We start from the raw sequence: 8,915 nt of genomic DNA on the forward strand, positions 1-8,915 counted from the left end.
CACCTGCCGATGTTCCGCCAGCCGGCCGCGTTGTCCGGGATCGATCCCGGCTGCTGCGGCAGGGCCCGCCACCGGCTCCCGCACGGTGCTGTGGGGCGGTCGGCGCGGGCGCGGCGCTGCCCGGCTCGGTCGCGGGGGTCGTGCGGCAGGCTCGCGTGGACGGCCCGGCACGGGGTGGCGCGGGCCGGGCCGTCACTCCGCTTCCGGCTGCCCCGCCGCCGCGTCGATGGCCGCCAGCGACCTGCGCACCTGGTTGCGGTCCGTGGTGTACCAGAAATCGGGCAGTGACGCCTTCAGATAGCTTCCGTAGCGCGCGGTGGCCAGTCGCTGGTCCAGTACGGCGACCACACCCCGGTCCCCCGAGGCCCGTACGAGACGGCCGGCGCCCTGGGCCATGAGCAGGGCCGCGTGCGTGGCCGCGACCGCCATGAAGCCGTTGCCGCCCGCGTCCTCCACCGCCTTCTGCCGGGCGCTCATCAGGGGGTCGTCCGGACGCGGGAACGGGATCTTGTCCATGACGACCAGCTGGCAGCTCGGACCGGGCACGTCGACGCCCTGCCACAGCGACAGCGTGCCGAACAGGCACGTACGGGGATCCGCCGCGAAGTTCTTGATCAGCTCGCCGAGGGTCTCCTCGCCCTGCAGGAGGATCGGGAATTCGGGGATCCGGACGCGCAGATCCTCGGCGGCCAGCTGGGCCGCACGCATGGAGGAGAAGAGGCCGAGCGTACGGCCGCCGGCCGCCTGGATCAGTTCGGTCAGCTCGTCGAGCATGTCCGCCCGGTCACCGTCGCGCGCGGGACGCGACAGATGCTTGGCGACGTAGAGGATCCCCTGCCTGGGGTAGTCGAAGGGGGATCCCACGTCGACCCCCTTCCACTGGGGGACGTCCTCGTCGTCCTTGCCCGCCGTGCCCTCCGGGGCGAGCCCCAGGGAGGCGCCCACGCCGTTGAAGTCGCCGCCGAGCTTCAGTGTCGCGGAGGTCAGCACCACCGACCGGTCGGCGAAGAGCTTCTCCCGCAGCAGGCCCGACACGGACATGGGGGCCACCCGCAGGGAGGCACCGAAGCGGTCGTGCCGCTCGTACCAGACGACGTCCCACTCGGAGCCGTTCACGATCCGCTCGGCCACGTCGTGCACGCTCTCCACCGAGGCCAGGGCCTGCTTGCGGACCGCGTCCTCGTCCTGGACGGACTTGTCGCGGGTCGCGCCGATGGCGGAGATGACCGTACGGGCGGCGTCGCGCAGCGCCATCAGCGCGTAGCCGAGGTCCTCCGGGATCTCCTCCAGGCGGCCGGGCAGCGCCAGCTCCATCAGCCGTTCGAAGCCCTCGGCGGCGGTCTGGAGCTGGTCGGCGGCCTTCTCGTTGACGAGCTTGGCGGAGCGTCGCACCGCGCGGTTGACCTGGCCGGGAGTGAGCTCGCCGGTGGCGACCCCGGTGACCCGCGAGACCAGTTCGTGCGCCTCGTCGACGATCAGCACCTCGTGCTGCGGGAGGACGGGGGCGCCCTCGATGGCGTCGATCGCGAGCAGTGCGTGGTTGGTGACGACGACCTCGGCCAGCTTGGCCCGCTCCCGCGCGCTCTCCGCGAAGCACTCCGCGCCGTACACGCACTTCGTGGCGCCCAGGCACTCCCGGGACGAGACCGACACCTGGCCCCAGGCCCGGTCGGAGACGCCTGGAGTCAGGTCGTCGCGGTCGCCGGACTCCGTCTCGTCGGCCCAGTCGCGCAGGCGCAGCAGGTCCTGGCCCAGCTTGCTGCTGGGCGCGGCCGCCTCGAACTGGTCGAAGAGGCCCTCCTCCTCGTCCTGCGGGACACCCTCGTGCAGACGGTGCAGGCACAGGTAGTTCGATCTGCCCTTGAGCATGGCGAACTCCGGGCGGCGGCGCAGCAGCGGGTGCAGCGCGTCGACCGTGCGGGGCAGGTCCCGCTCCACGAGCTGACGCTGGAGGGCCAGGGTGGCGGTCGCCACGACCACACGCTCCCCGTGCGCGAGCGCGGGCACGAGATAGCCGAGCGACTTTCCGGTGCCGGTGCCCGCCTGGACCAGCAGATGGGAACCTTCGTCGATCGCCGCCTCGACGGCTTCGGCCATGGTCACCTGGCCGGGGCGCTCGGTGCCGCCGACAGCGGTGACGGCAGCGTGCAGGAGTTCGGGGAGGGAGGGCTTCGTCATAGCTCGACCACCCTACGGCTCGGCACTGACAAACGTGCGATCAAGCAGGGGATCGTGGCCGACGGCGCAGGCGCGTGCCGGGCCGGTCGCGGAGGTGAGGGAGGAGTCAAGGTGTGGGGCTTCTCGCGTCGGGGGTCGACTGTGACGGGGCGGCGTCAGGGCGTCACATGAGATGGCGGCGGCTGCGGTCCCGGACCATGAGCGCGGCCCGCTTGGCGGGCAGGTCGATCTCGGCGAAGAACCGGAATCCGGCGCTCAGGAATGCCGCGACGGAGGGCGTGTTGCGCAGATCGGGTTCGGCCACCACGCGTGCGGCGGCGGGACACCGGTCGAGGGCGAGGTCGGCGACGGCCCTGAGCAGGGTGCTGCCGAGCCCTCGTCCGCGGTCCGCGACACCGCCGATCAGCAGGTGGATCCCCAGGTCGTGCGGTCGCGCGGGGTAGTACCGGGCGAGCGGGTCGAGGTCGGCGCGGTAGATCTCCCAGTAGCTCATCGGGGTGCCGTCCAGCAGCCCGAGACAGGGCACGTCACGCCCGTCACCGGCGAGCAGGGCGAGGAGGTGGTCCTCCGTCGCGGCAGGAGAGCCGGCCAGGTGCCAGAAGGCGGCGACGGCCGGATCGTTCATCCAGGCGCCGATGAGGGCGAGATCCCTGTCGACGCCGACCGGCACGAGACGGAACTCACCGGCGGGGGTGGTGACCGGACCCCAGTCGGCGACACCGCCGAGCAGGTCGCCGCCGTTCGCCTCGTACGGCCCCGCCGGTGCCGTGCCCGCCACCCCGTCCGGACTCCGTCCCAGGCCGGGCCCGGCCCCCTCCTGGGCGATGAGCGCGAGCAGCTCGTCGGGCAGCCGCAGGTCCAGCGTGTCCTCGGTGCCCTCGGTGCCCTCGGTGCCCTCGGTGACTGCGGTGTCCGCGGCATCCGTGACATGCGCGATGTCCGCGACATCCGCGACATCCGCGAAGTCACTGATACCCCCGATATCCGCGGCGGGGAGGGTGCCGGCTTCGGAACCGGCGTCGGTGGCAGGCACGGCGACGCTCCTCTCAGGAGTGGGGCTGGGGCATGTTCCTCGGGCACGAAGGGGACGGCGACGGTCAGGGGACGCGAACGTCCGGGGACAAGGGTCAGACGTGCAGGGGGTTGGCGATGGTGACGTAGACGGACTGGGTGTCCACCGGGCCGACGAGTTCGTCCAGGCCGTGCAGCCGGGTCAGCAGATTGGCCTTGCAGCGCAGGACCGGTGAGTCGAGGAGCCGGGCGGGCAGGGAGGTGGGCAGCCGGGCGGGGCCGGTGGCCACGGACTGGAGGAAGCGTCGGAAGGCGGCGAGCAGCAGCCGCTCGTCGGCCAGGCGCTGGGACCCGAACGCGCCGATGAGACCCAGGACGTTGTTGATCGCGAGGTAGTACACGAAGCGTTCGTCGGTGACCTCGTCGGAGACGAAGGTGTCGCTGTACTCGCCGATGCCGGGCAGCTGGGCGTCGAGTTCCGCGCGCCGGGACTGCCGGAAGTAGTAGCCCTGGTTGTCGCGGTACCGGCCGCCGGTGGGCCAGCCGTCGCTGTCCAGCACGAGCAGCGTGTTCTGCTGGTGCGCCTCCAGCGCGATGCCCGCGTGTCCGTCGAGCCACAGCACGGGCCGTACGACCTGTTCGAGGTAGCGCAGGAACCACTCGGCGGCCACGGCTTCACGGGGGCGGCCGGTCCGGCCGGCGAGACGGGTGACGATCTCGGCCAGCCGGGTGCGCACCGCGGGGCCGCCCGCCCTCCGGTGCCCGGCGCCGCCCGGGATCCCGTCCGGGGCCGGGCGGTCGTCGTACGGGCGGGGCGAGACGAGCCCAGCGACGCAGGCGACGTCGTCCCAGGGGGCGAAGGGGTTGTGCCGGATCACCACGTCGAGTCCGGTCACCGGGTCACCGTCCGGACCGTCGACGGCGAGCCAGGCCGGGTCGCGGACGATGTCGAAGCCCGGGTGCGCGGCCTGCCACCGCTTGGACAGGCCCGCCCGCAACAGACGGTGCACCTCGACGCCGCGGTGCAGCTCCTTGCGGAGGTTCTCCCGGCGTGAGTTGGTGATGCGCAGGCCGAGGGAGAGTTTGAGCATGGCGGGTGCGCCGGACCGGTGGACGGTGCGCACCGAGGAGGTGGGGTGCCAGGGAGAGCCGTGCGGGCCGAGATCCTGGAGCAGACCGGCCTCGAACAGGGCCGCGGTCTCGGCCCGGTGGCGGACCTCCTGGGCCTGCCAGGGGTGCAGGGGCAGGGCCGCACGGCCGTCGGGCAGGGGCAGCCCGGTTCCCGCGAGCTCTGTGGTGAGGGCGGCCGCGGAGACGGGACGACCGCGCTCGGTCCAGGCGGAGTCGGTGGCGAGGACCGCGGGGTCGACGGCGAGCCAGTGCAGGGGGTGCGATCCGCGCAGCTCGGGTGAGTACAGCCGGGCCTCGGCCGCGGAGAGGCCCTCACGGCTCTTCGGGGTCGGATGCATCGGGTGCCCCAGCACGAGTGCCTGCTCGGCCGCGAGGAAGAGGTCGGTGGCGTCGGCGGGCCGTTCCCTGCGTGCCCGGACGAACAGGGCGGTACGCCGGACCGAGTCGGCGACCTGGGCGACCAGGTCCGCGGCTGTCCCGGCCCCGGCGTCCGCGTCGGCAGCCGCCTCGGCATCGGCGGCGGCACCGGTGTCGCAACCGGCGGCGACTCGGGGGCGGGACCTGCCGGGGGTCTCGCGGGTGAGCAGGGCGGCGATCGTGACCGCGTCGGCGGGCGGGGACTGGGCAGACGTGCCGGCCAGGCGCGGAGGACCGAAGCGGTGCCAGCCGGTCGGGGACCAGTAGCGGACGGGGACGAGCAGGGCCGTGGCGCTGGTGGGGAGGGGGACGCGCAGGACGCCGTCGTCGGGTGCGGACAGGCCGGACTCGCGTACCCAGCAGCGCAGCAGGTTCTCGACGGCGGCGGCCTCGGCGGCCGTGTGCGGGTCGGGATGTTCCAGGAGGTCGCCCGCGTCGGCGGACACCCGGTCGACGTGCGGGATGCCTTCGGCCGCCCCCACTGCTCCCGAAGACACCTCGACGGTCAGGAGCCCGCCCGCGGCCGGGGATCCGTCCACTGCCGAGAATCCACCCGTGGCCGGAACTTCGTCCGTCGCCGGGAATCCACCCGCGGTCAGGAGCCTGTCCACTGCCGAGACTCCACCCGCAGCCGGGACTTCGTCCGTCGCCGGGAATCCACCCGCGGCCGGGAGTTCGTCCATTGCCGGGAATCCACCCGTGGCCGGGACTTCGTCCGTCGCCGGGAATCCGCGCGCACTCAGGCGCCCGCCCTCGGTCAGGAGTCCGTCCGCAGTCAGGAGCCCGTCCGCTGTCGGGGCTCCCTCGTGCTGACGGGGGACGGAGCCTTCGCCGAGACCCGTGTCCACGGCGGGCCGGGGCCGCGCCTCGGAGGGGTCCGGCATCGGCACGGAGGTGGCATGGGGGGTGGTGTTCAAGTCGGTTCCTCACGGGTGTTCTGGCGTGGTGCGGCGGCGACCGGCGTCCGGGCGGGGTCTGCCCGGGGTCTGCCGCGGGGGCATGGCCCCGACGGGAACGCGGCCCGGCACGCCCGGCACGGAACACCGGGCGCACGGGTGAGCCGTGGGTCGCTCGCTACCCCGCGCGCTCGGCGCGGTCGCCCTGACCGCGTCGGCGGCCCTGCGGCACCGGCGCCCGGTCAGGGGCCGCGCGCTTCCTGGCCGCCGACGCCACCGCGTCGGCGAGCCGGTCGAGCACGGCGGAGGCCTGGTCGTCGGTGATGGTCAGCGGCGGAAGCAGGCGTACGACGCTGGAGTGGCGGCCGCCGAGCTCGACGATCAGGCCGCGTCGCAGGCACTCCCGCTGGACGGCTGCCGCGAGTTCGGGGTCCGCCGGGCGCGGCCCGTTCGCGGAGGCGCCCCCGTCCCCGCCCTCGTCCCCGTCCGCGTCGGCTTCCGCCTCCGCGTCCACGAGTTCGACGCCGATCATCAGCCCGCGCCCCCGCACATCCCCGATGCACGGAAAATCCCGCGCCAGGTCGCCGAGTCGGGTCAGCATCCGCGAACCGAGGGTGGCCGCCCGTTCGGAGAGGCGGTGTTCGCGGACATGACGAAGGGTCGCGGTGCCCGCGGCCATGGCGAGTTGGTTGCCCCGGAAGGTGCCTGCGTGGGCGCCGGGTTCCCAGACGTCGAGGTCGTCGCGGTAGACCACGACGGCCAGGGGAAGACTGCCGCCGATGGCTTTCGAGAGCACCATCACGTCGGGGGTGACACCGCTGTGCTCCACCGCCCAGAAGGCACCGGTCCGGCCGACTCCGGTCTGGATCTCGTCGGCGATCAGCGGGATGGACCGATCGGCGGTGATCTGCCGCATGCGCCGCAGCCAGGTGTCCGGCGCGGGGATCACCCCGCCCTCGCCCTGGACGGGTTCGAGGATCATCCCGGCGGGCTGCCGCACGCCCGACTTGGGGTCGTCGAGGACTGACTCGGTCCAGCGGGCGGCGAGTTCGGCGCCGCTCGGACCGCCGACGCCGAACGGGCAGCGGTAGTCCTGCGGATAGGGCAGACGGGTGACGCGGACGTCGCAGGCGCCGCCGGAGGCGGCGAGGGCTCCGGCCGTCATGCCGTGGTAGGCGCCGGTGAAGGCGAGGACGCCGGAGCGGCCGGTCGCGGCCCGTACGAGCTTGAGCGCGGCCTCCACCGCGTCCGTGCCGGCCGGTCCGCAGAACTGCACGCGGGCGCGGTCGGCCAGCCCGGGGGGCAGGTTGTGGAACAGCTCGGTGACGAAGGCGTCCTTGACGGGGGTCGCCAGGTCCAGGACGTGCAACGGCGCGCCCGAGTCGAGAACCTTGCGGATCGCGTCCAGGACGACCGGGTGGTTGTGCCCCAGGGCGAGGGTCCCGGCGCCGGAGAGGCAGTCGAGATAGCGGCGGCCGTCGGCCCCTTCGATGGTCAGCCCGCGGGCCCGCACCGGCACGATCGGCAGGGCGCGTGCGTAGGTGCGTGCAGCCGACTCGCGTGCCGACTGCCGCCGCAGGATTCCCTCGGTCACCGCCACGGCTCCCACTCCTCCCCGCATGCCCCCGCGCAGTCCCCACCGGTAACAACCGCGGACCGCCCGCCGGGTTACGGCCTGCTCCAAGATCCTTGCCGCGCCGGGCCCTTCGGGGGACATCGCGGCACCGCGCGACGCACCCGGAGACCGACGTCACGGCAGGCCGACGGCCCCCGGCGCAACCACGTGTGAACGGCCGCCAATTCAGCACCTCCCCGAACGACTGGGCAGGTCAGGCGCCTTGTAGCCGAACCGTTGCCGATCCGTCGGCACTCCCCCACAGCGAGCGCATAGTGTGTGTTGCCGTTCCCACGGCGTGTGTCCCACGCCAAGTCGTTTCCGTTCAGGGGGAGTCAGACCATGCGATCCATACGGCCGTCGTTCACCGCTCGATGTGGGGGGAGTGCGCGCCGCAGGACCTCCCCCGTGCCGGCGGCCATCGCCCTGGCCTCGGTGCTGGCGCTCACCGCCACCGCGTGCTCGTCGGGCGACACGGACGCCGGGAGCCAGGTCTCCGCGTCGGCCTCCGCGACCGGCGGTGGCGACGACAAGATCAAGATCCCGGACGACATCAGGGACAAGCTCAAGAAGCACGGGATCGACATCGACAAGTGGAAGGGCGGCGCCTGGAAGAAGTGGGACAAGGACGACTGGCTGCGTGAGGCGCAGGACTACGTCAACCCGATCATCGAGGGACTGTGGAGCTCGGACCGGATGCGGGGCGCCGACGACCCGGACCAGGGCGTGGACGAGAACGACCTCTCGGGCGACCAGGGAGTGACCGACCCGACGCCCGCGCCGGTGCGGGCCACGTCGGTGGCGCCCGAGTACCACGCCAACGCCCCGGAGGCGGGCAAGGTGTTCTTCGACTCCCCGGAGGGCACGATGGTCTGCTCGGCGACGGTCGTGCGGGACCCGGCCCACCCCGGCAAGTCCAACCTGGTGTGGACGGCGGGCCACTGTGTGCACGCGGGCAAGAAGGGCGGCTGGTACCGCAACCTCGCGTTCGTGCCGTCGTACAACAACGCGGGTGACACGGCGGAGCAGTTGCAGACCGCGCCCAAGGACGAGGTCGCTCCCTACGGTGTGTGGTGGGCGGACTGGGCCCAGACCTCGGACCAGTGGATCAACGGGGGCGGTCCGACGGGCGGCGACGGAGCCCCGTACGACTTCGCCGTCATCCATGTGACGCCGGAGAAGGGCGGCACGGGCAAGTCCCTGGAAGAGACGGTCGGTTCGGCGCTCCCGGTGAACTTCAACGCTCCGGCCGTGCCGAAGGTCGACAGCATCACGGCGACGGGCTTCCCGGCGGCACCGCCGTACGACGGCCAGACGCTGTACCGGTGCCAGGACAAGCCGGGCCGGCTGTCGATCAACGCCTCGGACCCGACGATGTACCGGATCGGGTGCACGATGACCGGTGGCTCCTCGGGCGGCGGCTGGGTCGCGGCCGGTGCGAACGGCAAGCCCGCGCTGGTGTCCAACACCTCGATCGGCCCGGTGACCGCGGGCTGGCTGGCGGGTCCGCGGCTGGGCCCGGTGGCCAAGAAGGTGTACGACTCGGTCAGCGACAAGTTCGCCCACTGACTACTGGCCCCTAGCCACTAGCTACCGGCTACCGGCTACCGGCTCGTCGTACGCGAAGGCCCGCCCCCTTGGAGACTGTCTCCCGGGGGCGGGCCTTC

Annotated in this window: 5 protein-coding genes; 1 reads left to right on the top strand and 4 read right to left on the bottom strand. The window is 73.0% G+C overall.

Annotation, left to right across the window (positions count from 1 at the left end; translation table 11 throughout):
- Window positions 1-192: 192 nt before the first annotated feature.
- The 4 genes from ABT085_RS39650 to ABT085_RS39665 form a co-directional block, all read right to left on the bottom strand.
- Window positions 193-2,178 carry an ATP-dependent DNA helicase gene (locus tag ABT085_RS39650; RefSeq protein ID WP_351619824.1) on the bottom strand — a complete coding sequence of 662 codons (1,986 nt, stop codon included), beginning with the start codon at window positions 2,176-2,178 and terminating at the stop codon, window positions 193-195.
- Window positions 2,179-2,341: 163 nt separating this feature from the next.
- The gene (locus ABT085_RS39655; protein ID WP_351619827.1) at window positions 2,342-3,211 is read right to left on the bottom strand and encodes a GNAT family N-acetyltransferase; all 870 of its coding nucleotides are present in this window, start codon (window positions 3,209-3,211) and stop codon (window positions 2,342-2,344) included.
- A gap of 94 nt (window positions 3,212-3,305) precedes the next feature.
- Window positions 3,306-5,420, bottom strand: coding sequence for an IucA/IucC family protein (locus ABT085_RS39660; protein ID WP_502982932.1), 2,115 nt, complete (start codon window positions 5,418-5,420; stop codon window positions 3,306-3,308).
- A 391-nt stretch (window positions 5,421-5,811) separates the two neighbouring features.
- Window positions 5,812-7,254, bottom strand: a complete 1,443-nt coding sequence (locus ABT085_RS39665; RefSeq protein ID WP_351619829.1) for a diaminobutyrate--2-oxoglutarate transaminase family protein — start codon at window positions 7,252-7,254, stop codon at window positions 5,812-5,814.
- 336 nt (window positions 7,255-7,590) lie between these two features.
- Between ABT085_RS39665 and ABT085_RS39670 the strand changes: the two genes are divergently transcribed.
- Window positions 7,591-8,817, top strand: coding sequence for a trypsin-like serine peptidase (locus ABT085_RS39670; RefSeq protein ID WP_351619832.1), 1,227 nt, complete (start codon window positions 7,591-7,593; stop codon window positions 8,815-8,817).
- Window positions 8,818-8,915: the final 98 nt, after the last annotated feature.

Origin of the sequence: Streptomyces sp. NPDC002265 (assembly GCF_040296125.1) — a bacterium.
In the GTDB taxonomy this organism is placed as follows: Bacteria; Actinomycetota; Actinomycetes; order Streptomycetales; family Streptomycetaceae; genus Streptomyces.

What these genes read in the sequence shown, in the direction of transcription:
- ABT085_RS39650 (WP_351619824.1), bottom strand. Translation starts at nt 2,178, where the DNA reads ATGACGAAGCCCTCCCTCCCCGAACTCCTGCACGCTGCCGTCACCGCT.
- ABT085_RS39660 (WP_502982932.1), bottom strand. Translation starts at nt 5,420, where the DNA reads ATGGACGAACTCCCGGCCGCGGGTGGATTCCCGGCGACGGACGAAGTC.
- ABT085_RS39665 (WP_351619829.1), bottom strand. Translation starts at nt 7,254, where the DNA reads ATGCGGGGAGGAGTGGGAGCCGTGGCGGTGACCGAGGGAATCCTGCGG.
- ABT085_RS39670 (WP_351619832.1), top strand. Translation starts at nt 7,591, where the DNA reads ATGCGATCCATACGGCCGTCGTTCACCGCTCGATGTGGGGGGAGTGCG.